At 60.7% G+C, this 26,390-nt stretch carries 25 protein-coding genes; 12 read left to right on the top strand and 13 right to left on the bottom strand.

What is annotated here, in order from left to right; translation table 11 throughout:
• The first annotated feature begins 162 nt into the window (after positions 1–162).
• Positions 163–1,287 carry a class I SAM-dependent methyltransferase gene (locus tag KW840_RS23660; RefSeq protein ID WP_218497987.1) on the top strand — a complete coding sequence of 375 codons (1,125 nt, stop codon included), beginning with the start codon at positions 163–165 and terminating at the stop codon, positions 1,285–1,287.
• Between the two features lie 64 nt (positions 1,288–1,351).
• Here the strand turns inward: KW840_RS23660 and KW840_RS23655 are convergent, their stop codons facing one another.
• From KW840_RS23655 to KW840_RS23645, 3 genes are all read right to left on the bottom strand, one after another.
• Entirely contained in the window at positions 1,352–1,519 is a 168-nt protein-coding gene (locus tag KW840_RS23655; RefSeq protein ID WP_015096916.1) for a DUF2474 domain-containing protein, read from the bottom strand.
• An 86-nt stretch (positions 1,520–1,605) separates the two neighbouring features.
• A complete protein-coding gene (cydB, locus tag KW840_RS23650) occupies positions 1,606–2,613 on the bottom strand; it encodes a cytochrome d ubiquinol oxidase subunit II (protein WP_056728750.1) in 1,008 nt (335 codons plus the stop codon).
• A 3-nt stretch (positions 2,614–2,616) separates the two neighbouring features.
• A complete protein-coding gene (locus KW840_RS23645; protein WP_057713213.1) occupies positions 2,617–4,053 on the bottom strand; it encodes a cytochrome ubiquinol oxidase subunit I in 1,437 nt (478 codons plus the stop codon).
• A 470-nt stretch (positions 4,054–4,523) separates the two neighbouring features.
• Here KW840_RS23645 and KW840_RS23640 point away from each other — a divergent pair, with 470 nt between their 5' ends.
• On the top strand, positions 4,524–5,774 hold the full coding sequence (locus tag KW840_RS23640; protein WP_218497986.1) for an MFS transporter: 1,251 nt from the start codon (positions 4,524–4,526) through the stop codon (positions 5,772–5,774).
• Between the two features lie 6 nt (positions 5,775–5,780).
• On the opposite strand, the gene KW840_RS23635 is transcribed toward KW840_RS23640, so the two are convergent.
• Both KW840_RS23635 and KW840_RS23630 read right to left on the bottom strand, forming a co-directional pair.
• On the bottom strand, positions 5,781–6,332 hold the full coding sequence (locus KW840_RS23635; protein WP_057713211.1) for a DJ-1 family glyoxalase III: 552 nt from the start codon (positions 6,330–6,332) through the stop codon (positions 5,781–5,783).
• A gap of 67 nt (positions 6,333–6,399) precedes the next feature.
• Positions 6,400–6,846: a DUF4879 domain-containing protein gene (locus KW840_RS23630; protein ID WP_218497985.1), complete on the bottom strand. Its 447-nt coding sequence runs from the start codon at positions 6,844–6,846 to the stop codon at positions 6,400–6,402.
• Positions 6,847–7,068: 222 nt separating this feature from the next.
• On the opposite strand from KW840_RS23630, the gene KW840_RS23625 reads away from it, so the two are divergent.
• Both KW840_RS23625 and trmA read left to right on the top strand, forming a co-directional pair.
• A complete protein-coding gene (locus tag KW840_RS23625) occupies positions 7,069–8,364 on the top strand; it encodes an NCS2 family permease (RefSeq protein ID WP_154862151.1) in 1,296 nt (431 codons plus the stop codon).
• Positions 8,361–9,440, top strand: a complete 1,080-nt coding sequence (gene trmA, locus KW840_RS23620) for a tRNA (uridine(54)-C5)-methyltransferase TrmA (RefSeq protein ID WP_057713209.1) — start codon at positions 8,361–8,363, stop codon at positions 9,438–9,440. Before KW840_RS23625 ends, trmA begins: the two co-directional genes overlap by 4 nt.
• A 30-nt stretch (positions 9,441–9,470) precedes the next feature.
• Here trmA and KW840_RS23615 read toward each other — a convergent pair whose 3' ends face one another.
• A complete protein-coding gene (locus KW840_RS23615) occupies positions 9,471–9,941 on the bottom strand; it encodes a DUF2442 domain-containing protein (RefSeq protein ID WP_090451526.1) in 471 nt (156 codons plus the stop codon).
• Positions 9,938–10,366 (bottom strand): DUF4160 domain-containing protein, encoded by a 429-nt coding sequence (locus tag KW840_RS28705; RefSeq protein WP_150813511.1) that lies wholly within the window; start codon positions 10,364–10,366, stop codon positions 9,938–9,940. Before KW840_RS28705 ends, KW840_RS23615 begins: the two co-directional genes overlap by 4 nt.
• Positions 10,367–10,592: 226 nt before the next feature.
• On the opposite strand from KW840_RS28705, the gene KW840_RS23610 reads away from it, so the two are divergent.
• From KW840_RS23610 to KW840_RS23600, 3 genes are all read left to right on the top strand, one after another.
• Positions 10,593–11,504 carry a LysR family transcriptional regulator gene (locus tag KW840_RS23610; RefSeq protein WP_218497984.1) on the top strand — a complete coding sequence of 304 codons (912 nt, stop codon included), beginning with the start codon at positions 10,593–10,595 and terminating at the stop codon, positions 11,502–11,504.
• Between the two features lie 140 nt (positions 11,505–11,644).
• Positions 11,645–12,085: a type II 3-dehydroquinate dehydratase gene (aroQ, locus tag KW840_RS23605; RefSeq protein ID WP_090451531.1), complete on the top strand. Its 441-nt coding sequence runs from the start codon at positions 11,645–11,647 to the stop codon at positions 12,083–12,085.
• A gap of 5 nt (positions 12,086–12,090) precedes the next feature.
• Positions 12,091–12,945, top strand: a complete 855-nt coding sequence (locus KW840_RS23600) for a shikimate dehydrogenase (RefSeq protein ID WP_218497983.1) — start codon at positions 12,091–12,093, stop codon at positions 12,943–12,945.
• A gap of 36 nt (positions 12,946–12,981) precedes the next feature.
• Here KW840_RS23600 and KW840_RS23595 read toward each other — a convergent pair whose 3' ends face one another.
• Complete coding sequence (locus tag KW840_RS23595; RefSeq protein WP_057713206.1) at positions 12,982–13,659, bottom strand: TetR family transcriptional regulator; 678 nt, start codon at positions 13,657–13,659, stop codon at positions 12,982–12,984.
• 102 nt (positions 13,660–13,761) lie between these two features.
• Entirely contained in the window at positions 13,762–15,663 is a 1,902-nt protein-coding gene (gene quiC / locus KW840_RS23590; RefSeq protein ID WP_218497982.1) for a 3-dehydroshikimate dehydratase QuiC, read from the bottom strand.
• 505 nt (positions 15,664–16,168) lie between these two features.
• Between quiC and KW840_RS23585 the strand changes: the two genes are divergently transcribed.
• Positions 16,169–17,506, top strand: a complete 1,338-nt coding sequence (locus KW840_RS23585; RefSeq protein WP_218497981.1) for an MFS transporter — start codon at positions 16,169–16,171, stop codon at positions 17,504–17,506.
• Positions 17,507–17,633: 127 nt separating this feature from the next.
• On the opposite strand, the gene KW840_RS23580 is transcribed toward KW840_RS23585, so the two are convergent.
• From KW840_RS23580 to KW840_RS23565, 4 genes are all read right to left on the bottom strand, one after another.
• On the bottom strand, positions 17,634–18,512 hold the full coding sequence (locus tag KW840_RS23580) for a DMT family transporter (RefSeq protein WP_218497980.1): 879 nt from the start codon (positions 18,510–18,512) through the stop codon (positions 17,634–17,636).
• Positions 18,513–18,661: 149 nt separating this feature from the next.
• Positions 18,662–19,477, bottom strand: coding sequence for a sugar phosphate isomerase/epimerase (locus tag KW840_RS23575; protein ID WP_218497979.1), 816 nt, complete (start codon positions 19,475–19,477; stop codon positions 18,662–18,664).
• Positions 19,478–19,479: 2 nt separating this feature from the next.
• Positions 19,480–20,535, bottom strand: coding sequence for a Gfo/Idh/MocA family protein (locus KW840_RS23570; RefSeq protein WP_057713201.1), 1,056 nt, complete (start codon positions 20,533–20,535; stop codon positions 19,480–19,482).
• A 179-nt stretch (positions 20,536–20,714) separates the two neighbouring features.
• Positions 20,715–21,491, bottom strand: a complete 777-nt coding sequence (locus KW840_RS23565; RefSeq protein ID WP_218497978.1) for an IclR family transcriptional regulator — start codon at positions 21,489–21,491, stop codon at positions 20,715–20,717.
• A gap of 175 nt (positions 21,492–21,666) precedes the next feature.
• On the opposite strand from KW840_RS23565, the gene KW840_RS23560 reads away from it, so the two are divergent.
• The 4 genes from KW840_RS23560 (at position 21,667) to KW840_RS23545 (ending at position 26,312) form a co-directional block, all read left to right on the top strand.
• Positions 21,667–23,415, top strand: coding sequence for an FAD-dependent oxidoreductase (locus tag KW840_RS23560; protein ID WP_218497977.1), 1,749 nt, complete (start codon positions 21,667–21,669; stop codon positions 23,413–23,415).
• A complete protein-coding gene (locus KW840_RS23555; RefSeq protein ID WP_218497976.1) occupies positions 23,399–24,232 on the top strand; it encodes an aldo/keto reductase in 834 nt (277 codons plus the stop codon). Before KW840_RS23560 ends, KW840_RS23555 begins: the two co-directional genes overlap by 17 nt.
• Before the next feature lie 226 nt (positions 24,233–24,458).
• Entirely contained in the window at positions 24,459–25,352 is an 894-nt protein-coding gene (locus tag KW840_RS23550) for a neutral zinc metallopeptidase (protein ID WP_057713197.1), read from the top strand.
• Positions 25,353–26,312 (top strand): alpha/beta hydrolase, encoded by a 960-nt coding sequence (locus KW840_RS23545; protein WP_218497975.1) that lies wholly within the window; start codon positions 25,353–25,355, stop codon positions 26,310–26,312.
• The last annotated feature ends 78 nt before the right edge of the window (positions 26,313–26,390 follow it).

Here is a 26,390-nt window from a genome sequence, read left to right as displayed (position 1 = left end):
CGGGAAAACCTGCGAGTAATCCAGGCAAAAAAAACGTACCATTTGCGATCCCTCCTGAGTGATGGCGTGTAGACCTTCACGTCGCATTACACTCGGACGGCTCCGCCCGCTCCACCGCCTTCGGGCAGCGGGACATCCGTTGATTACCCAGAGCCCCGCCCCATGCCTTTGCTCGAAACACCCTTCGCCAGCCTCGACCTGATCCGCCAGCCCGAACAGCAGAATGAACCGCTGCAAGCTTTCGATGCGGCCGATGAATACCTGCTCAATCATCTGGCCGAACAGCAACCGGCTTCGGACACCCGGGTATTGGTGCTCAATGACAGTTTCGGCGCGTTGGCGGCCAGCCTGGCGGGCAAGGTGCGGGTGATCAGCAGCGGTGATTCGTTCCTGGCTTTCCAGGGTCTGGAAAAGAACCTGGTGCGCAACGGCCTGGCCTTTGATGCCGTGCCGAGCGTACCCGCCAGCGAAACCCCTGCCGGGCTGTTCGACTGCGTGCTGATTCGTGTACCGAAAACCCTGGCCCTGCTGGAAGAACAACTGATCCGCCTGCAAGGTCAACTGGCACCTGGCGCCCAAGTGGTTGCCGCAGCCATGATCAAGCATTTGCCCCGGGCGGCGGGCGACTTGCTGGAGCGTTACATCGGCCCCGTGCAAGCCTCGTTGGCGGTGAAGAAGGCGCGGCTATTGATTGCCACCGCTGAAGACAAAACCCCGGCGGTGTCGCCCTACCCAACGCGATACAGACTCGACGAACCGGCCATCGAACTGCTCAACCACGCCAATGTGTTTTGCCGCGAAGGCCTGGACATCGGTACCCGGGCGTTTTTGCCACACCTGCCGAAAAACCTCGGTTCGGCGCGGGTCGCCGATCTCGGTTGCGGTAACGGCGTCCTGGCCATCGCCAGCGCCCTGCAAAACCCCGAGGCCCACTACACACTGGTGGACGAGTCGTACATGGCCGTGCAATCGGCCTCCGAAAACTGGCGCGCAGCGCTGGGTGAACGGGAAGTGATCGTGCGCGCCGGTGATGGCCTGGCCGGCCAGGAACCGCAATCGCTTGACGTCGTGCTGTGCAATCCACCGTTTCACCAGCAACAGGTGGTGGGCGACTTCCTGGCCTGGCGGATGTTCCAGCAGGCCCGCGAAGCGCTGGTGGTGGGCGGCGCGCTGTACATCGTCGGCAATCGTCACCTGGGTTACCACAGCAAGCTGGCGCGATTGTTCCGTGGCGTCGAGCAAGTGGCGGCCAATCCGAAATTCGTGATCCTCAAGGCGCGCAAGTAACAGGCAAAAAAAACCCTCCGGTAGGAGGGTCGTAAATCCGTGCCTCGAGGCCACGGGAGAGATGTCAGTGCGTGGTCAGGCCGGCCGCGTTCATGAACAGACGCATCAGGCTGGCGACGATGAACAGGGCGCCCACGCTGCCGACCCAGATCAGGGCCAACCAACCGAGCCGCTGCCACAGCGGCTTTTTTTCGGCTTCTTCAATGTCGTGCAGGGAATGTTTGCCGTTCATTGATAAATCCTCCGATGTAGATCAATGGCGTCTGTCAGGACGCCATCGCGAGCAAGCTCGCTCCCACAGATTCGTTGTGCAGCAGACTAGTGGTAACCATCTTCATGGGTGACCTTGCCGCGGAACACGTAGTAGCTCCAGAAGGTGTAGCCCAGGATGAACGGGATGATGAACAGCGTGCCCACCAGCATGAAGCCCTGGCTTTGCGGCGGCGCGGCGGCGTCCCAGATCGAGATCGACGGCGGGATGATGTTCGGCCACAGACTGATGCCCAACCCGCTGTAACCGAGGAAGATCAACACCAGAGTCAGCAGGAACGGCGTGTAATGCGCGTTGCGGGCCACGGCGCGGATCAGTCCGTACATCGTCACCAGCACCAGGATCGGCACCGGCATGAACCAGAACAGATTTGGCATGGTGAACCAGCGTGCGGCGATATCCGTGTGGGCCAACGGGGTCCAGATGCTGACAATACCGATCACCGCCAGCAGCACGAAGGCCAATGGCCGTGCCAGGTCATGCATCTGCTCCTGCAACTTGCCTTCGGTCTTCATGATCAGCCAGGTGCAACCGAGCAATGCATAGGCCACGACCAGCGCCGCACCACAGAACATCGTGAACGGTGTCAGCCAGTCCAGTGAACCACCGGCGAACTGCCGGTTGACCACAGGCAGCCCGTCGATGAACGCGCCAAGCGCAACGCCTTGGAAGAACGTCGCGGTGACCGAGCCACCGATGAACGCCTTGTCCCACAGATGGCGCTTGTCGTCCCTGGCCTTGAAGCGGAACTCGAAGGCCACGCCGCGGAAGATCAACCCGATCAACATCAGGATCAGCGGCAGGTACAACGCCGAGAGCACCACCGAATAGGCCAGCGGAAACGCGCCGAACAACGCCGCGCCACCCAACACCAGCCAGGTCTCGTTGCCGTCCCAGACCGGGGCGACGGTGTTCATCATCACATCGCGATCGGTCTTGCCCGGAATGAACGGGAAGAGAATCCCGATGCCCAGGTCGAAACCGTCCATGACCACGTACATCATGATGCCGAAGATGATGATCACGGCCCAGATCAGCGGAAGATCAATACCCATGATTCAAATCTCCTTGGTCAGGCTGTGGCCGGCATCGGCGTGATCGTCGTCGGCGGCGGACAGCGGCCGGGCCGGTGTGCGCTTCTGGCCGGGGCCACCGTCGTTGGTTTCCTTGCCTTCGTCGATCTTCGGCCCCTTGCGCACCAGGCGCATCATGTAGCCAAGACCGGCGCCAAACAGCGCGAAATAAACCACGACAAACAGGATCAGGGTGATGCTCATCTGCATGAAGCTATGGTTGGACGACGCATCCGCCGTACGCATCAGACCATAGACCACCCAAGGCTGACGGCCGATTTCCGTGGTGAACCAGCCGGCAAGAATCGCGATCAGGCCGGACGGCCCCATCCACAGCGCCAGGTACAGGAACGGCCGCGAGGTGTAGAGGGTGTCGCGCTTGCGCAGCCACAGGCTCCACAATCCGGTGAAGATCATCAGCAAGCCCAGCCCCACCATGATCCGGAACGACCAGAACACGATGGTCGAATTCGGCCGGTCTTCAGGCGGGAACTCCTTGAGCGCCGGCACCTGTTTATCCAGGGAGTGCGTGAGAATCAGGCTACCCAGGTACGGGATTTCGACAGCGAATTTGGTCTTCTCCTCCTTCATGTCCGGCCAGCCGAACAGGATCAACGGCGTCGCCTCGTCGCCCTTGTTTTCCCAGTGGCCTTCGATGGCGGCGATTTTCGCCGGCTGATGCTTGAGCGTATTTAGACCGTGGAAGTCGCCGATGACCGCCTGTATCGGCGCGACGATCAATGCCATCCACATGGCCATCGAGAGCATTTTGCGGATCGCCGGGTTGTCCTTGCCGCGCAGCAAATGCCAGGCCGCGGAGGAGCCGACGAAGAAGGCCGTGGCGACGAAGGCTGCCGTGGCCATGTGCATCAGGCGATACGGGAACGAAGGGTTGAAGATAATCGCCAGCCAGTCGGTGGGGATGACCTGACCGTTGACGATCTCGAAGCCCTGAGGGGTCTGCATCCAGCTGTTGGAAGCGAGAATCCAGAACGTGGAGATCAACGTACCAATGGCCACCATCACGGTGGCGAAGAAGTGCAGGCCACGCCCGACCTTGTTCCAGCCAAACAGCATGACACCGAGGAACCCGGCCTCGAGGAAGAATGCAGTGAGCACTTCATAGGTCAGCAACGGCCCGGTCACGGAACCGGCGAAGTCCGAGAAGCGGCTCCAGTTGGTGCCGAACTGATAGGCCATTACCAGCCCGGAAACCACCCCCATGCCGAAGTTGACGGCAAAGATCTTCGACCAGAAATGGTAGAGGTCGCGGTAGGTGTCGTTATGGGTTTTCAGCCACAGGCCTTCGAGTACCGCCAGGTAACTCGCCAGGCCGATGGTGATGGCCGGAAACAGGATGTGGAACGAGATGGTGAACGCGAACTGAATTCGGGCGAGATCAAGTGCCTCTAAACCGAACATAAGTCTTCCTCTGTCAGGTAGTACGGCTGCGGGCTGGAAGCCTGCACCCACGGCCCCCACGGGTATGGAGTGTGGCGAATCCCCTTTTGTTCTTTTTTTGCACGCATCACAACGCAGGGAGTCTGGCCTTGCGGCCGCCGGATCAATTCCTTTTGTGGGTTTTGATCTGGATCAATCAACGTTGAAAGAGTAGTCCCAATTTCGGGGATGAACCGCGTGGTCTTTTGCCGCGTGACAAGTTGCCTCACGGCCGGGGTAACAGGCAGAAACATATCTCCTTGTGGGAGCGAGCTTGCTCGCGAAGGGGGCATCAGCTTCAACATCAATGTCGACTGACACTCAGCCTTCGCGAGCAAGCACGCTCCCACATGAAAATCGATGTCTGGCTAACTAAATCTTTTGTCACAGCAACTTTTTGTTACAGGCTGGTGATAATCTCGCCACTCCCCTCTCCCCAGATCTTCCCGCAGATGCCCAGCCAAGAGCCCTTGCTGTTACGTCACCATCGCCCTTTTCTCGCGTTCTGGCTGGCCCGGGTATTTACCGCCAGCGGCTTCCAGATGCTCACCGTGGCCATCGGCTGGAACCTGTACCAACTGACCGGCAATGTGCTCGACCTGGGTCTGGTCGGCCTGGTCGAGTTCGCCCCGCGCGTACTGTTCATGCTGCACACAGGGCACGTCGCCGACCGTTATGACCGGCGCAAGGTCGCGGCGATCTGCCAGTCCTTCCAAGCATTGATCGCCCTGTCGCTGGCCATTGGCAGCGCCACCGACCATGTCACCCGGGAAATGATCTTTATCCTGGCCTTCCTGCTCGGTGCCGCTCGCTCCTTTGAAATGCCGACCACCCAGGCCCTGTTGCCCAGTATCGTGCCCAGCGCGTTGTTTCCCCGTGCAGTGGCCGCCGCACAATCGGCCCAGCAATCGGCAACCATCGTCGCTCCAGCCCTCGGCGGCTTGCTCTACGCCTTCGGCAGCGTCTGGGTGTATGGCCCGACGGTGCTTTTGTATGTCATCGCCTGCTTGCTGATGCTCAACCTGCCGGCCCGACAAACCCCGCTGAACAAGGGCAAGGCCACTCTGGATTCGCTGCTGGCGGGCATTCGCTTCATCCGCAGTCGTCCGGACATTCTCGGGGCAATCTCCCTCGATCTGTTTGCGGTGCTATTGGGTGGCGCCACAGCGCTGCTGCCGGTGTTCGCCAAGGACATTCTGCTGACCGGCCCGTGGGGGCTTGGCCTGCTGCGCTCGGCGCCGGCGGTAGGCGCGCTGCTGATGTCGCTGTTCCTGGCGCGGTTTGCCGTGGAACGCAACGTCGGACGGGTGATGTTCACGGCCGTGGGCATCTTCGGCGTGGCAACCATCGCCTTCGGCCTGTCGACATCGTTCTGGTTTTCCCTGGCGGTGTTGGTGGTGTTGGGCGCGGCAGACATGATCAGCATGGTGATCCGCGCCTCGTTCGTTCAACTGGAAACACCGGACGAAATGCGCGGTCGGGTCAGCGCCGTCAATGGACTGTTCATCGGTGCCTCGAACCAGTTGGGCGAATTCGAATCGGGACTGACTGCCCACTGGTTCGGCACCGTGCCAGCGGTGGTCATGGGCGGGATCGGCACGCTGGTGGTGACCGGGGTGTGGGTCAAACTGTTCCCGACACTGGCCAGCCGCGATCGCATGCACATGGCTAAAGATGAAGAGAAGGAAGAGGCGAAGGTCTGACACTCTCTAAACGAGCAACTCCCCCGCCACGGCCATACGAGTGGCTTTACCGCAGAGTTGCTCCACCAGCGCCAGGGAAAATGCCAATGCGCCGGCCGAGCCTTGGGCGGTGATGCAATTGCCGTCGACCACCACCGGTTGATCGACGAAGGTACAGCCCAGCAGTTGATGGCTGGCCGAGGGCAGGCAGGTCATGCGCCGCTGACGCAATACGCCAAAGGCCTGCAGTGCCACGGCGGGCGCTTCGGCGATGCCGGCGAACAGGCGACCGGCCGCCGCCTGATCCTTGACCAATTGTTGCAGGGGTTGGTGGGCAGCCAGGTGCTGCGAACCCACCGCCCCACCGGGCAAGGCGATCAAGTCGAAGGGTTGCGCCAGCAAGTCCACCAGCATCGCATCGGACGTCAGGCGAGTGCCGCGGGCGCAGGTGAGCATGCGCCGTCCTTCGATACTGGCCACCACCACTTCTATTTTGGCGCGGCGCAGTACGTCGATCAGGGTCACGGTTTGCAGGTCGTCGGTGCCCTCGGCAAGGGCAATCAAGGCTCTAAAGGTCATCGGGTACTGTCCACGGAATGATCTTTTAAGCGTAGTCAGCTTTCTGACCCTTGTTCGATACGTGCGGTTACTGGATATAAAGCTGCGTCGACATCGTATTGCCGGGCGCGTTGATCGAGGTATTGCTGAAGGTCAGCGTGCCTTCCTGCTTGCCCGCCAGATCGAGGGCATACAAATAGCCGACGGTTTTTTCCCCGGGAGTGCAGCTGGTCAGGTTGCCGTTCTTGAACGCACAAACTGGTGTGCGGGTGCCATTCACTTCGAAACCGTCCAGGGCGACATGGGCCTCGCGTCCATAACCCACTTCCAGCACGTACACCGTGATGTTCGGGCCAATGTGATCGCAGCGAGTCCGGGTTTGCCCTTCGTCGATGTTCTCGACACCACAGGATGGCGACGCGACTTTGAGTACTTTCAACTGCGTCAGAGGTGGAGCCGAGGCTGCCACGGCCGTTTGCGCCCCGAGAAACAACGCCCCCCCTATTCCGAGGGCGGCAACCAGACGCTTTTTCATGCAGGACCCATCCACCCCAAAAAACCAGCGCGCAGTATGGCGCACTTGGCTTTGTCGCAAAACATCGACGACGATCACCGCCAAAGCAGCCATATTCCCAAGCTACTGGTATGATGCGCGGCTTTTTCCGGCCCACAGTAATTTCCAGGCGCGTTCTGCTGCCTGTGCTTTGCTGTTGAGGTCGATACATTCACGGCGCCCGGCGCGCCACGGGGAGCAGACATGCTGGAAAGGCTGTTTCAACTCAAGGCACACAACACCAACGTGCGGACCGAGATTCTGGCGGGCATCACGACCTTTTTGGCCATGGCCTACATTCTGTTCGTCAACCCGAGCATCCTCGGCGAGACCGGCATGGACAAGGGCGCAGTGTTTGTCGCCACCTGTCTGGCAGCTGCCATCGGCTCGACGACCATGGGCCTGATCGCCAACTACCCGATCGCCCTCGCACCGGGCATGGGCCTTAACGCCTTCTTCACCTACACCGTGGTCCTGCACATGGGCCACACCTGGCAAGTGGCGCTGGGTGCGGTGTTCATCTCGGCGGTGTGCTTCTTCCTGCTGTCGATCTTCCGCATCCGTGAATGGATCATCAACAGCATCCCGCTGCCGCTGCGCTCGGCGATTGCTGCCGGTATCGGCCTGTTCCTGGCACTGATCGCCCTGCACAACGCCGGCATCGTGGTCAGCAACCCGGCGACCATGGTCGGCCTCGGTGACCTGAAACAACCGGCCCCGATCCTCGCCACCCTCGGTTTTGCCCTGATCGTCGCCCTCGAAGCCCTTGCCGTGCGCGGCGCGGTGCTGATCGGCATTCTGGTGGTGACCATCATTTCCATCGTGATGGGCTTCACCCCGTTCGGCGGCGTGATGTCGATGCCGCCGTCCCTGGCCCCGACCTTCCTGCAACTGGACATCAAGGGTGCACTGGACATCGGCCTGGTCAGCGTGATCTTCGCCTTCCTGTTCGTCGATCTGTTCGACAACTCCGGCACCCTGATCGGTGTGGCCAAGCGCGCCGGTTTGATGCGCAAGGACGGCCACATGCCGAAAATGGGCCGCGCGCTGATCGCTGACAGCACTGCAGCCATGGCCGGTTCCCTGTTGGGCACCTCGACCACCACCAGTTACATCGAATCCGCCGCCGGCGTGAGTGCCGGTGGCCGCACCGGCCTGACTGCCATCGTGGTGGCGTTCCTGTTCCTGCTGGCGCTGTTCTTCTCGCCACTGGCCGCCAGCGTTCCGGCCTTCGCCACCGCGCCGGCACTGCTGTTCGTCGCCGTGCTGATGACATCCGGCCTGGCCGAAATAGACTGGGACGACATTACCGTCGCCGCGCCGGTGGTGATCACCGCGCTGGCAATGCCGTTCACTTACTCCATCGCCAATGGCATCGCCTTCGGTTTCATTTCCTGGACCGCCATCAAGCTGATGTCCGGTCGTGGCCGTGAGCTGAACCCGGCGCTGGTGATCCTGTCGATTCTGTTCGTGATCAAGCTGGGTTGGTTCAACGCATGACTTTTGATTCCCAGGCCTACGCCGTTCAGCTCGAAGAAAAGGTTACGCGCCTGCGTGACCTGCTGGCCCCGTTCGATGCACCGGAGCCAGCCGTTTTCGATTCGCCGCTGAAAAACTTCCGCTTGCGCGCCGAGTTCCGCCTGTGGCGCGAGGCAGGCGAGCGCCATTACGCGATGTTTTCCCAGGAAGACAAACGCACGCCAATCCTGATCGAAGAGTTCCCGATTGCCAGCCTGCGCATCAACCAGTTGATGCCGCAGCTGAAGGCAGCGTGGCAAGCCAGTGCGCCCCTGAGCCACAAGCTGTTCCAGGTGGAGTTCCTGACCACTCTGGCCGGCGACGCGATGATCACCCTGTGCTATCACCGCCCGCTGGACGAGCACTGGCATGCAGCGGCGTCGAAACTGGCGACGGACCTGAACGTCAGCATCATCGGCCGCTCCAAGGGCAAGCGCGAAGTCATCGGTCACGATTACGTGGTCGAGAAGCTGGAAGTCGGCGGCCGCACCTTCAGCTATCGCCAGCCTGAAGGCGCGTTCACCCAGCCCAACGGCACGGTGAACCAGAAGATGCTCAACTGGGCATACGATGCGCTCGGCGATCGCTCCGATGATTTGCTGGAGCTGTACTGCGGCAACGGCAACTTCACCCTGCCCCTCGCCACACGCGTGCGCAAGGTGCTGGCCACCGAAATCAGCAAGACCTCGGTCAACGCGGCCTTGAGCAATCTCAGCGAAAACGCGGTAGATAACGTCACCCTGGTGCGTTTGTCCGCCGAAGAGCTGACCGAAGCCCTGAACGAAGTGCGTCCGTTCCGCCGCCTGCACGGCATCGACCTCAAGAGCTACGAGTTCGGTAGCGTCTTTGTCGACCCGCCCCGCGCCGGCATGGACCCGGACACCTGCGAGCTGACCCGGCGCTTCGACAACATCCTGTACATCTCCTGCAACCCGGAGACCCTGGCAGCCAACATCGCCCAACTGCACGACACCCACCGCATCAGCCAATGCGCGATGTTCGACCAGTTCCCGTGGACCCATCACATGGAATCCGGGGTGATGTTGACCCGGCGTTGATGACACCTGCCAGGCACAAAAAAGCCGTCTTCACGACGGCTTTTTTGTGGGTACCGGCAAGACAACATCGACCTTGCGCGGGCGCCCGCCCTTCTTGCCATTGGCCCGCGCAGCTTCAGACTTTGCGGCGCTGCTCTGGCGACCATTGCGCGAAGCAACGACCGACGCCGCCATGGCCATCAGGGGCTTGCTCGCAGAAATCAACCCAGCAATAGATACATGCAGGTCCTTGCCTTCATGGCACAGGGCAGTACCCGCGTAGCCGACAGTCAGACTGGCAAGTTCCTCGCCCTCAAAATCATCGAACTCCGGATAGTTGGCTACGGGCAACAATACGCCGCTGCCGTCTTCGAAGCTGACGGCCAGACAGGGGGGCAGGTAGGTAACCGCCGTCGCTTGCAGGCTATTTTTTCTACGTAACTCGCCACGTTCAATGGCTTTGTCCAGGCTGCTTTCCGTTACGGGATTATCGGCCTGAACCTTGGCTTTTATCGTTTTCATAACTCGATCTCTACACTTTCCTGTGTGCCTATCAGGGACAGCAACGTCTTGTTCGATTCAGGTTCGTAGCAAGCCGACCCAATCATGTTGGTCGTACTGACAACCCTTTTCACCACAACGACTTCGTTGCTTTGCCAGTCCCACAATTGATTATCAAGACAAGCCGTTTGCAATTTTCGCCACCAGATGCCCCGGGCGCGCCGCAAATGGGCAGGCTGCTGGAGCGATTGGCGCAATCCCTCAAGCACTGCCAACGGTGGCCGACGCGAAAGCGGAACTACATCCCAGAGCTCGACACCGTTGTGCCAAAAGCTGAACCTGAACCTCGCACTCCATGTACCCGCCTCCACATGCGCATGAGGCGGACAATGCTCGTCTCGCAACATGATCACCACCGACAGTCCCTTGTGATTACATACCTTCATGCTAACCCATCCGTTAGGTTTATGAGTCCGAGGATTCGACATTCCCTGGAGAATCCGACCGCTGGCATTGGCCGTCGAATCAATTCTTGCGTCCTCAGACTAGCGTCCTGGCGTTACCCGGCCCTGAGGAACACCGCGTGCAATGGTAAGAAAACCTTTCATTACGACGCTGGCACCTGATAAATACTGGTCCAGTTTCTTCATCTGATCCCCGGTGTAATCAATCATGCAGCGACAATTCGACGATCTTCAGTTGGGCAGCATCGAGCTGTTTTGCCAGGCCGCCGAGGCCGGCAGTTTTACTGCCGCGGCGCTGGTGGCCGGTGTCACCCCCGCTGCCGTGAGCCGTTCGGTGTCGCGCATGGAAGAACGCCTTGGTGTGCGCCTGTTCGCGCGCACCACGCGTAGTGTGAAGCTGACCGACAGTGGTCGCCGTTATTACGAAGAATGTCGCCAGGCCCTTGCGCAACTGGTCGAGGCCCAGCGCGAGGTGATGGGTCAGCAGCAAGTGCCGTCCGGTACGTTGCGCATCAGTATTCCGACCACCTACGCGCATCATCGAATTCTGCCGCTGTTGCCCGAATTTCGGGCGCGCTATCCGGCGGTGAAGGTCGAGTCGCACATCAGTAATCGCAACATCGATTTCGTCGGCGAAGGCTACGACATGGCGATTCGCGTGCGAGCCATCCCGGATTCCGGCCTGATCGCCCGACCGTTGGAAGATGCCGCCCTGGTGATGATCGCCAGTCCTGATTACCTGAAACGGGCCGGCACTCCGCAAACCCTCGACGACCTCGAAAACCACGAATGCATCCAGTACGAATTGCCCAGCAGCGGCCGACGCATTGCCTGGCTGTTCAACGATGAAGGCGTGCCCCGGGAGATTCTGGCCGAGGGCAACCTCAGTTGCTCCGACGATGTGCTGGGCGGTGTGACCCTGGCCAAACACGGTGCGGGGTTGTTTCAGACCTACCGTTTTATCGTGGAAAAGGAACTGGCCGACGGCTCGCTGGTGGAAGTGCTCAAGCCCTATGGCGGGCGATCGCGGCCGTTTACCTTGCTGTACCCGCAAAGTCGCCATGTACCGCTGCGCTTGAGGGCGTTTATCGATTTCCTCGTGGAGCACCTGCCGCGCTGACCTGCGAAAGTGTCCGATCACCGCCCACAAACCGCCAACGTGCCTTCACTCCAATTGACCAAATTAACTAGTTAGTACAATTTATCTCCACAGGCTGAAGCCCTCGGCCGATTCCAAAAATAACAAGTGGAGAGATTCCGATGCCCCCTATCGTTCTGGTGCTCAACGGCCCGAACCTGAACCTGCTCGGCACCCGTGAACCGGCGACTTACGGCCACGAAACCCTGGCAGACATTTCGGCCCTGTGCGCACGCGCCGCCGAAGAGTTCGGCCTGGCGGTGGAGTTTCGCCAGACCAACCATGAAGGCGAATTGCTCGACTGGATTCACGCCGCCCGCGGTCGCTGCGCCGGGATCGTCATCAATCCTGCCGCGTGGACCCACACCTCGGTCGCCATCCGCGACGCCCTGGTCGCCAGCGAACTGCCGGTGATCGAAGTCCACCTGTCCAACGTGCACGCCCGCGAGCCCTTCCGCCACCATTCGTTCGTATCCGCCATTGCAACGGCGGTGATGGCCGGTTTTGGCAGTCATGGCTATCGCCTGGCGCTGGAACACTTCAGTCATCGTTTGAAGGGGTGATCGCCGTGACTCAGAACCACGTGATACTGGCCGGGCTGATTGGCGCCGGCATCCAGGCGTCCCGCACACCGGCCATGCACGAGCATGAAGGCGATGCCCAGGGGCTGCGCTATCTGTATCGCCTGATCGATCTTGATCAGTTGAAGCTCGACAGCAACGCCCTGCCCGACCTGTTGATGGCTGCCGAGCGCATGAACTACACCGGGCTGAACATTACCTTTCCATGCAAGCAGGCGATCATCCCGCTGCTCGACGAACTTTCGCCGGAGGCCCGCGGTATCGGTGCGGTCAACACGGTGGTGCTCAAGGATGGCAAACGCATCGGCCACAACACCGATTGCCTGGGCTTTGCCGAGGGGTTTCGCCGGGGTTTGAAAGGCGTTGCCGTTGAACGTGTCGTACAGATTGGCGCTGGTGGCGCAGGTGCGGCGGTGGCCCACGCGTTATTGAGCGAAGGCGTACAACAGCTGAGCATTTTTGACGTGGACATCCGCCGCGCTCAGGATCTGGCTGACAACCTCAATCAGCATTTCGGCGTCAGTCGGGCGGTGGCCGGGTATGACCTGCCCGACGCCTTGGCCCAGGCTGACGGCCTGGTGAACACCACGCCGATGGGCATGAAAAAACTGCCGGGCATGCCCGTGCCGGTCGAGCTGCTGCGAACCGAATTGTGGGTGGCGGAGATCGTTTACTTCCCACTGGAAACCGAACTGCTGCGCAACGCCCGCGCCCTCGGTTGCCGGACGCTGGACGGCGGCAACATGGCGGTGTTTCAGGCGGTCAAAGCATTCGAGTTGTTCAGCGGCGTAGTCCCGGATGCCCAGCGGATGCTTGAGCATTTCCAGAGCATGAATGACTGAATGAGTGAAGTGAGGGGCCAACCCCCTCACCTCACCTCAGGCTTGCAGGTACCGCAGAACCGACTCGCAAATCATCTCCCGATGACGCTGCTTGATACGTTCGTCCGGCAGGTCGATCTGAAAAATCTCACCAAAGGTGTGGCGGTTCGAGACGCGATAGAAGCAGAACGAACTGATCAGCAAATGCACGTCCAGCGGATCAAGCCCGGTACGGAACAGCCCCTGCTCGGCGCCGCGACGCAGAATCTCGCCCAGTGAATCGAGGATAGTGTTGTTCATCGCCTTGATCGCATCGGAGCGCTTCACGTACTCGGCGTTGTGAATGTTCTCGATACTGACGATGCGCACGAAATCGACGTTGCGATCATGGTGATCGAAGGTGAACTCCACCAGCCGCCGAATGGCTTCGACCGGCGCCAGCTCTGCCAGGTGCAGGCGATTTTCGGTGTTGCGGATATCGCCGTAGAGTTTCTCCAGCACCTCGACGTAGAGCTGCTCCTTACTGCCGAAGTAGTAATAGATCATGCGCTTGGAGGTGTGGATGCGCTCGGCGATGGCATCGACGCGGGCACCGGAAAGCCCCTGCTGGACGAATTCGACAATCGCCTCCTGCAGGATGTTTTCGCGGGTCTTTTCCGGGTTGTTCTTGCGACTCTTGCGCGGCTCGGCACCAGGTTCTACGGAGGCTGCGGGGAGTTCTGAAGTCATTGTCATTGCGGGCTCACGGCCATCACTGCACAGGCTGGCGATTATGGGCTGCGCGGCACAGTGAAGGAAGCCGCGCGGCCCACGTTTAATCCCGCGTTTACGAATTACCTACAACTTCGCCTGGCGCAATGCACCGCTACGGGATTTGGCCATGGCCGCCAGGCGCACCGCGACGTTGGCCGCGCCGTAGCCGGCATAACCGTTTTTACGCTGGATGATCTCGAAGAAGAACCGCCCCTCGAACGGCTCGGTGTACACATGAAACAGTTCACCGCCCTGGGCGTCACGGTCGTACAACACATTGTAGTAGGCCAGTTCACTGAGGAACTCGTCGTCGAAATCGAACCGCGCCGCCAGGTCATCGTAGTAGTTGAGCGGAATATCCAACAGCGGCACACCCGCCTCTTTTGCACGGCTGACCTGGGCAAAGATGTCATCACAATCAAACGCGATGTGGTGCACGCCGGAGCCGCGATAACTCGACAGCGCGTGTGAGATCGCGGTGTTGCGGTTCTCGGAAATGTTCAGTGGCAGGCGGATCGAACTGTCCCGGCTGCGCAAGGCACGGCTCTTCACCAGACCATAAGGATCCGGCAGCACGACTTCATCGTCCGCCTCGAAATCCAGCAGGCTCTTATAGAACAGCACCCAGCTGTCGAGGCTGTCTGCCGGCAGCGCCATGGCCATGTGGTCGATGCGCTTGAGGCCACCGCTGACCGGTGCATCCGCCAGCAGATTGAAGTCGGTACCGTAGACGTCGGCATCCTGGTCCACCAGATAAATCAGGCTGCCATCCGGCGCACGTACCGCCGCCAGTTCCAGTTCATTGGGGCCCACCAGCCCGCGATAGGGTTGACCCTTGTAAGCCACGGCTCGTGCCAGCGCACTGGCGCTGTCCTTGACTCGCACGGCGGTAGCGCACAACGAAGGGCCGTGGGCTTCGAAAAAGCTGTGGCCGAAGGAGTAAGGTTCGGAGTTGAGGATCAAATTGATATCGCCCTGGCGCATCAGGCTGACGCTCTTGGAACGATGCTGCCCGGCCTTGACGAAACCCAGTCGCTCAAGCCAATGGACGAGCTTGGCGCCGAGGCTTTCGTCCACGGCGAACTCGAGAAACTCGATACCGTTGTATTCACTGGCCTTGGGCGTTTCGAACAGAATCTCAGAGTTGGTTGCAGGCTTGGCTTCCTGGGCCAGACGCTCGCGGGTTTTCTCTTCCAGATACAGCAACGAACGCAAGCCGTCGGCGGCATTGGCTCGTGGCGGCGCGGCGCGGAAGCCATCGTTGAAGATTTCCAGCGACAGAGGCCCGGTGTAGCCACTCTTGATGATCGGCGCGAGGAATCCCGGCAAGTCGAATTCACCCTGGCCCGGGAAGCAGCGAAAATGCCGGCTCCACTCCAGCACGTCCATGGCCAGGATCGGCGCGTCAGCCATTTGCACGAAGAAAATCTTGTCGCCGGGAATCTCGGCGATAGCACTTGGATCGCCCTTGAGCGACAGGGTGTGAAAGCTGTCCAGCAACACGCCGAGGCTTGGGTGATCGGCCTGACGCACGATGTTCCACACCTGTTGCCAGGTGTTCACATGCCGGCCCCAGGCCAGTGCTTCGTAGCCGATGCGCAGGCCACGTGCCCCGGCACGCTCGGCCAGCAGTCGCAAGTCGTCGACCAGAACCTGTTCATCACCGATGGACTCGGCCGAGGCATTGCTGCACACCAGCACCAGGTCAGTGCCCAGCTCCTGCATCAGGTCGAATTTACGCTCGGCGCGTTCCAGGTTGCGCGACAGGCGATCGCGGCGGCAGCCTTCGAAATCACGGAACGGTTGAAACAGGGTGATGGCGATCCCGAGATCGGCGCACATCTGTTTAATTTCCCGTGGACTACCGTCGTAGTAGAGAAGGTCGTTCTCGAAAATCTCGACGCCGTCGAACCCGGCGGCGGCAATGGCTTCGAGTTTTTCCGGCAGGGTACCGCTCAAGGATACGGTGGCAATGGAACGCTGCATGTTTCGGCTCCCGGTGGAGGCTTCGGCTACAGGGAATTTGCGCCGCTTTTAAAAGAGTGGATGGATTATTGAGCTGGTCGATGCATTGAGCAACTTAAAGTGTACTACCCAGTTAGTTTTGCGTGCGATTATCGAACACAATGGCCGATAGCGAATTGACGATTTTTTGTTCACTGCGCAACATCAACACCACATTGGGTCCGGTCTTGAAATCGTCGGCCCCGGTCAACAAGACCCAGAACACCACATAAAAATTTCAAAAAACGGGTATACGCTCATGCGCTCATTCAACGCCTTGCTCACTCGCTCTACCGTCATTACGCCTTGCCTGGCGTCCATCCGAACCCCGCGCTCCGCCGGCACAACCGTGCCGCTCGCTGAATAACCCGTCAGCCGACGAACACAGCCGATCAGCCCTTTCGCGCACGCCGCGACAGACCGATTGATCACGCGCCCTTGAAGTCACGACGAGCCCCGCTTGTCAGTCATTGAACGGATGGCACACATGATTCCTTCTCAAAGTTCTCGCATGGCACCTGCCATGAGCACCGCCACAGGTGGCATCGGCGACAAAATCCGCGGCGCCATGGCAGTCGGCAAAACCCGTTGGGGCATGCTGGCACTGGTGTTCTTCGCCACCACCCTGAACTACATCGACCGCGCCGCCCTGGGCGTGATGCAGCCTATCCTGGCCAAGGAAATGAGCTGGACGGCGATGGACTACGCCAACATCAACTTCTGGTTCCAGGTCGGTTACGCCATCGGTTTCGTGCTGCAAGGCCGTTTGATCGACCGGGTCGGCGTCAAGCGCGTGTTCTTCTGCGCCGTGCTGCTCTGGAGCCTGGCGACCGGTGCCCACGGCCTGGCCACTTCGGCGGTCGGCTTCATGGTCTGCCGATTCATCCTCGGCCTGACCGAAGCGGCCAACTACCCGGCCTGCGTGAAAACCACGCGCCTGTGGTTCCCGGCCGGTGAACGTGCGGTAGCCACCGGTATTTTCAATGCCGGGACCAACGTCGGCGCGATGTTCACGCCGATGCTGCTGCCACTGATCCTGCACGTCTGGGGTTGGCAGGCCGCGTTCCTGTGCATGGCATCACTGGGCGGGATCTGGCTGTTGTTCTGGGGTTTGAAGTACTTCAACCCGGAAGACCACCCGAACGTGAAACAGTCCGAGCTGGACTACATCCAGAAAGAAGTCGAGCCGGAACAAACCCGCGTGCCGTTCTCGAAAATCCTGCGCATGCGCGGCACCTGGGCCTTCGCCCTCGCCTACTCGATCACTGCGCCAGTGTTCTGGTTCTACCTGTACTGGCTGCCACCGTTCCTCAATCAGCAATACAACCTGGGCATCAACGTCACCCAGATGGGTATCCCGCTGATCATCATCTACCTCACTGCCGACTTCGGTAGCGTTGGCGGCGGCATCCTCTCCTCGTTCCTGATCGGTCGCGGCGTCAACCCGATCAAGGCGCGACTGATGTCCATGTTCCTGTTCGCCTGCTGCATCATCGGCGTGATCATGGCGGCCGGTTCCAGCAACCTGTGGGTCGCGGTGGCCGCTATCTCCCTGGCCATCGGCGCGCACCAGGCCTGGACCGCGAACATCTGGAGCCTGGTGATGGACTACACGCCCAAGCACATGATGAGTACGGTGTTCGGCTTCGGTGGCATGTGTGCGGCGATTGGCGGGATGTTCATGACCCAACTGGTCGGCCACATCCTGACCATCACCAACAACAACTACACCGTGCTGTTCACCATGATTCCGGCGATGTACTTCATCGCGCTGATCTGGATGTACTTCATGGCACCGCGCAAGATTCCGACCGTCACTGACTAAAGTTAAGCGCAATGCCCCTGTGGGAGCGGGCTTGCTCGCGAATGCGCAGTGTCAGTCGATATTTATGGTGACTGACACTCCGCTTTCGCGAGCAAGCCCGCTCCCACCGTTGTTTTCCGGTTACTTTCTACTTGCGGCTTTGCTGCCAGGCCGCCGCCAACCCGCTGCAGCAGATCACGGCGATGCCGAGCACGGTGGTCAGTGTCGGCGTATGGGAAAACAGCAGCCAGCCCAGCAGGCCGGCGAAGATGATCTGGCAATAGCTGAACGGTGCCAGCAGTGCCGGTGCCGCGAGGCGGAAAGCCTGGGTCAGGAACAGGTGAGCCGTCATCCCGCAAGCCCCCAGCGCCAGCATCATCGCGCCATGCACCAGGTTCGGCGTCTGCCAGAAGAACGGCACCAGCGCACTCATCACCAGCGTGTTGCACAAGCCTGCGAAGAAGTTACTGGTGGTCGGGCTGTCGATCTCGCTGAGCTTGCGGGTCAGCAGTTGGTAGAAGCAGAAAAACAGCGCCGAGCAGAACGGCAGCAACACCGCCGGGGTAAACAGATCGCCCCCGGGGTGAACGATGATCAGCACTCCGCTAAAACCGAAAATCACCGCCAGCCATTGCCCCTGGGTCACCCGCTCGCCAAGCAGCGGTACCGACAGCGCGGTGACCAATACCGGAGCGAGGAAGTTGACCGACGTGGCCTCGGCCAGCGGGATGTACATCAGCCCCGTGGTGAAAAACAGACTGGTGCCCAGCAGGCACAGCGCCCGGATCACCTGCAGCAATGGCCGTTTGGTGCGAAGCACCCGCAACCCGGACTGCGGCAGGAAAATCCCGGCCATCAACAAGGTGTGAACCACGTAGCGCGCCCAGACCACCATGACAATGGGATAGAAACCGGAGAGGTATTTGGAAAAGGCGTCGTGGGTGGAAAACAGGAAGGTTGCGACAATGATCAGCAGGATCCCTTTGAAGGGCTGATTGACGCCGGAAAGCGGAGTGCTGACGGTCATTGGGTTTCCTTTATTACATCCTTATTTTGTAGGAGCGAGCTTGCTCGCGATGAACCTGAGGGCGCCATGTTTTTCCAGGCAGCCTTCATTATCGTTGACGACCATCGCGAGCAAGCTCGCTCCTACCAGTGAAAGGTGCGCAGCACCGATTACAGCCGCGCAAACAATTCCCGGGTTTTATCCAGCGCCATCTGTGCCCGCTCCAACCCACTCACGCCCTGCTCCAGCAACTGCACGGTGGGAATCTCCAGGCTCAATGGAATGTCAGCCGGCAAACCGCGCAACAACCCCGGCAGGTCACAATCGCCATCGCCGGGGAAACGCCGCTCGTTACGCGCCTGACGCAAGATCTCCGCCATATCCACCGGCCGTGGTCCTGCGACGTCACACAACTGTGCATACCGTAACCGTGAGGGGGCAACTTTGACCAGTTCTTCCAACAGCGATCCAGAGCGGTCGAAGTGAAAGGCGTCCACCAGTACGCCACCGTTTTCACGCCCGGCGTTTTCCACGATTCGCGCGGCTTGTTGAAGATTGCGCGCATCGGTCCAGGGCATGAACTCCAGATGCGGGTGCAGCCCATAGAGTGCCGCCAGATCACAGAGTTCGGCAAAATGTTCCGTCAGCCGTTGTTCATCAGGGTCGTTGCCGGCCACCAGCAATTCACTGGCACCCAATTGGGCACCCACCGCCAGGATTTTCTCGAAGTCGGTAACAACGGTCTCCGGCTTGAGACGCAGAATTTCGACGTCCAGCACCCGAATACCGGTATCGCGCAGACGCGCCAGGGTCTGGCGCCGCAGTTCGTGGTCGGCCACCAAGGCAAAATGGTGCTCTTCCGGGGTTGCCGGTACCAGACGCAAGCCGACATGGCTGTAACCGGCCCGCGCGGCGACCTCGACCATGTCGGGCGGTGATAACTCCAGCACGGTCAGGCTGGCCAGGGAGAAGATACGCTCGCTCATGCTCACCCCTCGATCAAGGATGGCGCGCAGGCACGCCCGGTTTCGGCGGCTTCGCGGATGGCTTCGATCAGCGCCAACGTACGCGCGGCATCGGCGGCACTCACCAGCGGCTCGACCTCCCGGCGCGCAACTCGCACGAAGTGCTGCAACTGCAGACGCAGGGCTTCATCAGCACTGAAGTTTTCCTGGGTTGCCAGCAACGGTTGATGCCAGCCGCCATCGACATCGTTGTAGTGCCAGCGTTTAAGCTGCGGAATGCTCAGCGCCCCACCTGTCCCGGCCAGCAAGTAGCACGGTTGATCAGGATGACGCGGATACACCGGGTTCTCCCCCGAATCCAGCTCCCAGCTCCAGGGCGCAGCCACCGCATCGGAGCCGGTCAGGCTGCCCAGTGCACCGTTGTCGAATTGCAGCAGTACCGCCGCGCAATCTTCGTTGGCAAACCCGCGAATGGCGTTGCTGGTGATGGCCTGAACCTGGCGCACTTCACCGCACAAATGCCGCAGCAGATCGAGGTCGTGGATCAGGTTGGTCAACAGCATCCCCGCGCCGGCCTCGCGACGCCAGGGTGTTTCAAAATAGCTGTCGGGCTTGCGCAACTGCCAGAGCGCCGTAACCGTGGTCAACCGACCCAATGCGCCGCTGTGGACAAGCTCGTGGGCGCGGACGATCAGCGGATTGTGGCGACGATGATGTCCGACCAGTACCGGAACGCCACTCGCCTTCGAGGCAGTCACCAGCTCCCTGGCTTCATCCAGGTGCACGCCCACCGGTTTTTCCAGCAATACCGGCACGCCGGCCGCGAGGCAATCGAGGGCCGTGCTGACGTGCAGCGTGTTCGGGTTGGCAACTATCACGGCGTCCGGTTTCGCCTGCTCCAGCATCTGACGATGATCGGCGAAACAGGCTACGCCCCATTGCGCCGCAAGACTGGCCGCCTGCGGTCCCGGATCGGCCACGGCGCACAACGTCGCTTCAGTCAGGGATTGCAGATGCTGGTAGTGCTGCTGGCCCATGTTGCCAGCACCGATCAGGGCGATGCGAAGTGGCGAATTCAAGATACGGTCCTCTTGTGAGTGTTATTGGAGCGATGAACTCCAATAATTTAGAACCTGGTTCCAGATTCTTACACAGACCTATCCTGAAAGTGTTCGAACAGCGCACAGCTTCTCAAGCTGTGCGCTGTTCAAAATGTGGGAGCGGGCTTGCTCGCTCCCACAGTCGATTTGCACAGGCCTTAGTTGAACAACTCCGACGCCAGGCTCGCTGCACTCAACTCCTCGGTGTACGCCAGCAACAACGGCGCCAGCTCATGCAGCCGCGCCCCCGGCATCCGTGCACTCGGCCCGGCGACGCTGAGCACGCCGATCACCCGCCCATCGGCGGGATGGCGCACCACTGCCGCAATCGCCGAAGTGCCGACCGCCGAGCTCTCCTCGACCCAGGCGTAGCCCTGGTCCCGCGCCAGACGCAGGCGTTCGAGCAATTCGATGTTCGAGCGCGGCGCGTTCGGCCCCACATGTTCCGGCACTTGTGCGCCCTGCCGCTCCACCAGCGACAAGGCTTCGGCATCGCTCATGCAGGCCAGCCACGCATGCCCAGAGGCTGTGTAAAACAACGGCGCATCGCGGCCCATGTCCGGGTCGTAACGCAGACCGGAGCGCGCGCCCTGGGACTTGGCGATCCAGGTCTGACGCTCACCGTCGATCACCCCGAGACGCACCAGTTCGCCGGTTTCCTGCGCCAAGCGGTCAAGCACTGGCTGCACGATGTCGGCACCGCTGCTCGACAGGTAACGGAAGCCCATCGCCACCAGTTTGGTCGAGAGGTGATAACGCAGATTATCCGGATTCTGCCGCACGTAACCGAGGCGGATCAGCTCGGCCAGCAGGCGATGGGTCGCGCTCTTGGGGATATCCAGTTGCTCTGCCAGGGTCTGCATCGGCAGGCCACGGGGATCGCTGGTGAGGCTTTCGAGCACACTGAAAACACGTTCGATCTGACTGCCGGCCATGGTCGCTTCCACGCAAAATTTGCTCGATTCTAGAAGACATCTGAACGAATGCGAAATCTGGAACTGAACGTTCGATAACCGCCCGTTTTAGACCCTCAAGACTTGTTCGGCCTCACCTGATTCTTATATTTTCTGGAACAAGATTCCAAAACAATAAAACGCCGGAGTTCAAACGATGCCTGCCCAAGCGCACTTTCTTCCCGACATTGACTGCGATGTGCTGATCGTTGGTTCCGGTGCGGCGGGACTGTCGGCGGCCGTGACCGCCGCGTGGCATGGACTGAAAGTCATAGTGGTAGAAAAGGACCCGGTGTTCGGCGGTGCCACGGCCTGGTCCGGTGGCTGGGCCTGGGTGCCTTGCAACCCGCTGGCCCGACGCGCAGGCATCGTCGAAGACGTTGAACTGCCGCGCACTTACCTGAAACACGAACTGGGCGAGCGCTTTGATCCGGCGATGATCGACGCGTTCCTGGAAGCCGGCCCGCGGATGGTGTCGTTCTTCGAGCAGCACACCTCGCTGCAATTCGCCGACGGCAACGCCATTGCCGACATTCATGGCGACACGCCGGGGGCCGGCACCGGTGGACGCTCGGTGATCGCCGCCCCGTACGACGCACGAAAAGTCGGCACACTGCTCAAGCGTCTGCGCAAAACCATGCGGGAAACATCGTTCATGGGCATGCCGATCATGGCGGGGGCGGACCTCACGGCATTCCTCAACCTGACCCGTTCACTGTCGGCGGCCTGGCACGTTACGCGGCGCTTCAGCCGCCACCTGTTCGATCTCGTCGTACATGGCCGGGCGATGCAACTGGTCAACGGCGTGGCCTTGGTGGCGCGCCTGGCGAAATCCGCCGATGACCTCGGTGTGTTGCTCTGGGAATCAGCGCCCGTGAGCCGATTGCTGCGCGAGAATGACCAGGTACGAGGCGCGGTGGTCAACACCGCCAAAGGCTCGGTGCGCATCCATGCACGCAAGGCCGTGGTGCTCGCCGCGGGTGGTTTCGCCAATGACATCGACCGCCGCAAGGCCCTGTTCCCCCGCACACCGACCGGGCATGAGCATCTGGCCTTGCCGCCCCTCGGCGTTTGCGGCGATGGCCTGCGCCTGGGCGAAAGTGCCGGTGCCCGGGTGAATAGCGACATGGCGTCCGCCGTCGCCTGGGCACCGGTTTCGCAGGTGCCGCACAGCGATGGCAGCACGGGACACTTCCCGCACATCATCGAGCGGGGCAAACCGGGCATCATCGGTGTGCTGAGCAACGGCCAGCGCTTCGTCAATGAAGCCAACGGCTACTACGACTACGTCACGGCCATGGTCGCCGCCGCCCCGCCGGGTGAGGAAGTGGCGTCGTGGTTGATCTGCACCCATGGTTTTCAGCGTCGATATGGCCTGGGCATCTCTCGGCCATTTCCGGTGCCGCTGTCATCGTTCATCCGCAGCGGCTATCTGAAAACCGGCAACACCCTTGAGGAATTGGCTGCAGCCTGCGGCATCGACCCGGTTGGCTTGCGCACCACCGTGTCGGACTACAACCGCCACGCGCGCAACGGCGAGGACCCGCAATTCGGCCGTGGTTCCACACCCTACAACCGCAAGCAGGGTGACGCACTGCAACAGCCCAACCCATGCGTCGCACCGATCGAACAAGGCCCCTTCTATGCCGTGAAAGTCCAGCCGGGCTGCTTCGGTACCTTCGCCGGGCTCAAGGTCAACCAACATGCCCAAGTCCTGGATGGCGCGGCGCAACCCATCGCCGGGCTGTACGCGGCGGGCGGCGACATGGCCAGCATCATGGGCGGTCACTACCCCGCTGGCGGCATCAATCTCGGCCCGGCGCTGACCTTCGGCTACATCGCCGCGCGCCATATCGCAGGTGTCACTGCTTATGAAAAGGAGATCGACCATGCAGCACATCATTAACGCTCAGGGTTTGAACATGCCGAAACTCGGCCTCGGCACCTGGCCAATGCTCGGCGAGGAATGCACCCGAGCAGTGGAGCAGGCTCTGGCCCTGGGTTACCGGCACATCGACACGGCAGCGGCCTACAACAACGAAGACGCTGTCGGTCAGGCGCTGGCGAACAGTCCGACACCCCGCGAACAGATCCACGTCACGACCAAAGTCTGGTGGGACCAACTGCAACCCGATGCCATGCGTCACTCCATGGACCGTAGCCTCAAAGCCCTGCGCAGCGAATACGTCGACCTGTTCATGCTCCATTGGCCAACCACCGATTGGGATTTGCCGCGCACCATAGAAACCCTGGTGTCGTTCAAGGAGCAAGGCCTGGCGCGCAACATTGGCGTGGCGAATTTTCCACTGCCCCTGCTACGCAAAGTCGTCGAAGAACTGGGGGCGCCGCTGTCGGCGATCCAGGTCGAGTACCACGTGCTGCTCGGACAAAACGCCCTGCTCAACTACGCCCGTCAACAGGATCTTGCGCTGACAGCCTACACGCCACTGGCACGCAACAAGGTATCCGACATTCCGGCCATCCGGCTGATCGCCGCGAAACACGGCGTACTGCCGACGCAGGTCGCGCTCAAATGGCTGCTTGATCAACCCAACGTGGCCGCGATCCCCAAGGCCAGCAGCGAGCCCAATCAACTGGCCAATCTCGCGGCGCTGGATGTGCGACTGGATGATGAAGACCGTGCCTTGATCGCCAGCCTGTCCAAACGCGAGCGCCAGGTCAGCCCTGACTTTGCGCCGGTGTGGGATGCATTCGACGAATAATCCGCAGGACCGGCGATCGCTCTCACGATAAAAACCCATCGCCCGAGGGAATTCGATGGGTTATCCGTGTTCAATACAAGCCTGAGACCTTCTCGGCAACCCTTCACGGGTAGCCGGGAATCAACCTGTGCGCGGAAAAAAGACGGACGGCCGGACTGGCGCCGCTCCCACTTGGCAGCAACACTCATCGGACGACGCTTTCCCCGGAACAGAAGAGGATTCCCACATGCTATGGAAAAAAGGCCGACGCAGCGACAACGTGGTCGACGCCCGTGGCGATGATGTCGGCGGTGGTGGCGGCGGCATGCGTTTTGGCGGTGGCAAGGGTTTGAGCCTGACGGCGATCCTCCTGATTGTCGGCATCGGCTGGATCACCGGCCAGGATCCACTGCAGATCCTCGGACAACTGACCGGGCAAATGGAGCAGCAATCGGCGCCCGCCACCAACCAGAGTCGCCAGGCACCGCCGGCCAATGATGAGAGCGCGGAATTCGTGCGCTCGATCCTCGGCGATACCGAAGACACCTGGGGCGCGATATTCCAGCAGGCCGGCCGCCAATATAAGGACCCGACCCTGGTGTTGTTCAGCAACCGCGTGAATTCGGCCTGCGGTCTGGCCACCTCGGCGACCGGCCCCTTCTATTGCCCGGGCGACCAGAAGGTCTACCTGGACATGGCATTCTTCCAGGAGATGTCCCAACGCTTTTCCGCCGCGGGCGACTTCGCCCAGGCCTACGTGATCGCTCACGAAGTCGGACACCATGTGCAGACCCTGCTTGGGGTGTCCACGAAAATTCAGGCAGCGCGCCAACAAGGCCGGCAGATGGAAGGCGACGGTGGTTTGCTGGTTCGCCAGGAACTTCAGGCCGATTGCCTGGCCGGCGTCTGGGCCAACAATGCGCAGAAGCGCCTGAACTGGCTGGAACCGGGCGACATCGAAGAAGCACTGAACGCCGCGAACGCCATCGGCGACGATCGTTTGCAGCAACAGGGTCAGGGCCGTGTGGTCCCGGACTCATTCACCCATGGTACGTCGGCGCAACGGGTGCGCTGGTTCAAAACCGGTTTCGCCCAAGGCCAGGTTGGCCAGTGCGATACCTTTGCGGCGAAAAATCTGTAAATGAAGAAGTGGTTGTTGGTTGTTCTGTTTACTTGCGCAACGTCCCAGGCCGCCGAGCATGGGGTCAAGGAACTCAGTTCAGGGCGCCTGCTGTTGAAGTCAGGTGAAATCGCGGTGGGCATCAGCCCCGCCCCGGCAAAAATCGAACGGGTGCTGATCATCCTCCACGGTCGCTTGCGCAATGCGCAAACCTATCTGCAGAGTGGTGAGCACGCGGCCGAACTGGCGGGGCAAAGCGCAACGACCCTGGTGATCGCCCCGCAATTCCTCAATGAAACCGACGTTGCGGTCCATCCGGTGGCCGACACCGTTTTGCGCTGGCAAGGCAATGAATGGATGGCCGGCGGCGAATCCACGGCACCCTTTCGGCTGAGTTCCTACGCGGCGCTCGACGAAATCATCGCCCGCTTGGGTGACCGTCAGCAGTTTCCGGATGTGAAGCAAATCGTCATCGCCGGGCACTCCGGCGGCGCGCAGGTGGTTCAGCGCTATGCGTTGCTCGGCCACGCGCAATCCGACCTCGATGCAGCCGGCGTGCAGGTGCGCTACGTGATCGCCAATCCGTCCTCCTACGCTTATTTCGATGAGCGCAGGCCCGTGGCGTTCAGCCACGCCGGCTGCCCGAATTTCCATCGCTGGAAGTACGGGCTGGCGGATTTACCGGCTTACGCCGAAGGACAAACCGCAGCACAGTTGCAGGAAAGTTACCTCAAGCGTGAAGTCGTTTATCTGCTGGGGCAGCAGGACACCGACCCGAATCATCCGGCGCTGGATAAGAGCTGTGAAGCCAAGGCGCAAGGGCCGTCTCGATTGGCCCGCGGGCGTTTTTACTTTGACTACCTGAAGCGGCTGGCACCCAAGGGGTTGAACCAGCAACTGATCGAAGTGCCCGGGGTCGGGCATAACGGGGATGGGATGTTTACCTCGCCAGAGGGACAAAGGGCGTTGTTCAGTCAGTAAGTTTTGCAGTGCCGCATCTGACGCCATCGCGAGCAGGCTCGCTCCCACATTGGAATCAATGTGAACACATGATTTGTG

The organism is Pseudomonas sp. PDM30 (genome assembly GCF_019218985.1).
GTDB lineage: Bacteria > Pseudomonadota > Gammaproteobacteria > Pseudomonadales > Pseudomonadaceae > Aquipseudomonas > Aquipseudomonas jessenii.
Note: the sequence above shows the minus strand (reverse complement) of the source record. Positions and strands in the feature narration are given on the sequence as shown.

What these genes read in the sequence shown, in the direction of transcription:
- KW840_RS23615 (WP_090451526.1), bottom strand. Translation starts at nt 9,941, where the DNA reads ATGAAAACGATAAAAGCCAAGGTTCAGGCCGATAATCCCGTAACGGAA.
- KW840_RS23645 (WP_057713213.1), bottom strand. Translation starts at nt 4,053, where the DNA reads ATGTTCGGTTTAGAGGCACTTGATCTCGCCCGAATTCAGTTCGCGTTC.
- KW840_RS23595 (WP_057713206.1), bottom strand. Translation starts at nt 13,659, where the DNA reads ATGACAATGACTTCAGAACTCCCCGCAGCCTCCGTAGAACCTGGTGCC.
- KW840_RS23575 (WP_218497979.1), bottom strand. Translation starts at nt 19,477, where the DNA reads ATGAGCGAGCGTATCTTCTCCCTGGCCAGCCTGACCGTGCTGGAGTTA.
- KW840_RS23610 (WP_218497984.1), top strand. Translation starts at nt 10,593, where the DNA reads ATGCAGCGACAATTCGACGATCTTCAGTTGGGCAGCATCGAGCTGTTT.
- KW840_RS23640 (WP_218497986.1), top strand. Translation starts at nt 4,524, where the DNA reads ATGCCCAGCCAAGAGCCCTTGCTGTTACGTCACCATCGCCCTTTTCTC.
- KW840_RS23630 (WP_218497985.1), bottom strand. Translation starts at nt 6,846, where the DNA reads ATGAAAAAGCGTCTGGTTGCCGCCCTCGGAATAGGGGGGGCGTTGTTT.
- aroQ (WP_090451531.1), top strand. Translation starts at nt 11,645, where the DNA reads ATGCCCCCTATCGTTCTGGTGCTCAACGGCCCGAACCTGAACCTGCTC.
- KW840_RS23585 (WP_218497981.1), top strand. Translation starts at nt 16,169, where the DNA reads ATGATTCCTTCTCAAAGTTCTCGCATGGCACCTGCCATGAGCACCGCC.
- KW840_RS23560 (WP_218497977.1), top strand. Translation starts at nt 21,667, where the DNA reads ATGCCTGCCCAAGCGCACTTTCTTCCCGACATTGACTGCGATGTGCTG.
- cydB (WP_056728750.1), bottom strand. Translation starts at nt 2,613, where the DNA reads ATGGGTATTGATCTTCCGCTGATCTGGGCCGTGATCATCATCTTCGGC.
- KW840_RS23555 (WP_218497976.1), top strand. Translation starts at nt 23,399, where the DNA reads ATGCAGCACATCATTAACGCTCAGGGTTTGAACATGCCGAAACTCGGC.
- KW840_RS23635 (WP_057713211.1), bottom strand. Translation starts at nt 6,332, where the DNA reads ATGACCTTTAGAGCCTTGATTGCCCTTGCCGAGGGCACCGACGACCTG.
- KW840_RS23580 (WP_218497980.1), bottom strand. Translation starts at nt 18,512, where the DNA reads ATGACCGTCAGCACTCCGCTTTCCGGCGTCAATCAGCCCTTCAAAGGG.
- KW840_RS23545 (WP_218497975.1), top strand. Translation starts at nt 25,353, where the DNA reads ATGAAGAAGTGGTTGTTGGTTGTTCTGTTTACTTGCGCAACGTCCCAG.
- KW840_RS23550 (WP_057713197.1), top strand. Translation starts at nt 24,459, where the DNA reads ATGCTATGGAAAAAAGGCCGACGCAGCGACAACGTGGTCGACGCCCGT.
- KW840_RS23660 (WP_218497987.1), top strand. Translation starts at nt 163, where the DNA reads ATGCCTTTGCTCGAAACACCCTTCGCCAGCCTCGACCTGATCCGCCAG.
- KW840_RS23655 (WP_015096916.1), bottom strand. Translation starts at nt 1,519, where the DNA reads ATGAACGGCAAACATTCCCTGCACGACATTGAAGAAGCCGAAAAAAAG.
- KW840_RS23625 (WP_154862151.1), top strand. Translation starts at nt 7,069, where the DNA reads ATGCTGGAAAGGCTGTTTCAACTCAAGGCACACAACACCAACGTGCGG.
- KW840_RS28705 (WP_150813511.1), bottom strand. Translation starts at nt 10,366, where the DNA reads ATGAAGGTATGTAATCACAAGGGACTGTCGGTGGTGATCATGTTGCGA.
- trmA (WP_057713209.1), top strand. Translation starts at nt 8,361, where the DNA reads ATGACTTTTGATTCCCAGGCCTACGCCGTTCAGCTCGAAGAAAAGGTT.
- quiC (WP_218497982.1), bottom strand. Translation starts at nt 15,663, where the DNA reads ATGCAGCGTTCCATTGCCACCGTATCCTTGAGCGGTACCCTGCCGGAA.
- KW840_RS23565 (WP_218497978.1), bottom strand. Translation starts at nt 21,491, where the DNA reads ATGGCCGGCAGTCAGATCGAACGTGTTTTCAGTGTGCTCGAAAGCCTC.